At 35.5% G+C, this 546-nt stretch carries 1 protein-coding gene; it reads left to right on the top strand.

Annotated features, from left to right (window positions below):
- Window positions 1-546 (top strand): aldehyde dehydrogenase family protein (locus LGK95_RS22270; RefSeq protein ID WP_226127119.1); only part of this gene is annotated, 546 nt, incomplete at both ends.

Raw genomic sequence — 546 nt, 5'->3', positions numbered from 1 at the left:
AAAAAATTAGGAGCACCAGAAAACTTGATTCAAGTAGTAGGTGAATCAGATAAACACATAGCAGCAGCATTAATGGCAGCTGTTGATGTAGTAGTAGCTACTGGTGGAATGGGAAGAGTACTTGCTGCTTATTCAAGCGGAAAACCTGCTTACGGAGTTGGAGTTGGTAATGTACAGGCAATTATAGATAGAGATTACGATTTTGATGAAGCGGCTAAACATATTATCGCAGGAAGAAAATTTGATAATGGTATAATCTGTTCAGGAGAACAAGCTATTATTGCTCCAGTTGAGAAATTTGATAAAATAATGCAGGCATTTACTGATAACGGTGCATACTACATTGAAGACGAAGCAATAGTTGAAAAATTTAGAAGCACTTTGTTTATAGATGGAAAAACAAACGGTAAAATTGTTGGTCAAACAGCTCAATTTGTTGCTGATTTAGCAGGAGTTGTAATTCCAGCAAATACCAAGGTTATTATATTAAAACCTAAGGGTGCAGGAGAATTAGATTTACTTTGTAAAGAAGTAATGTGCCCAATT

Source organism: Clostridium algoriphilum, from assembly GCF_020443705.1.
In the GTDB taxonomy this organism is placed as follows: domain Bacteria; phylum Bacillota; class Clostridia; order Clostridiales; family Clostridiaceae; genus Clostridium_AD; species Clostridium_AD algoriphilum.
Note: the sequence above shows the minus strand (reverse complement) of the source record. Positions and strands in the feature narration are given on the sequence as shown.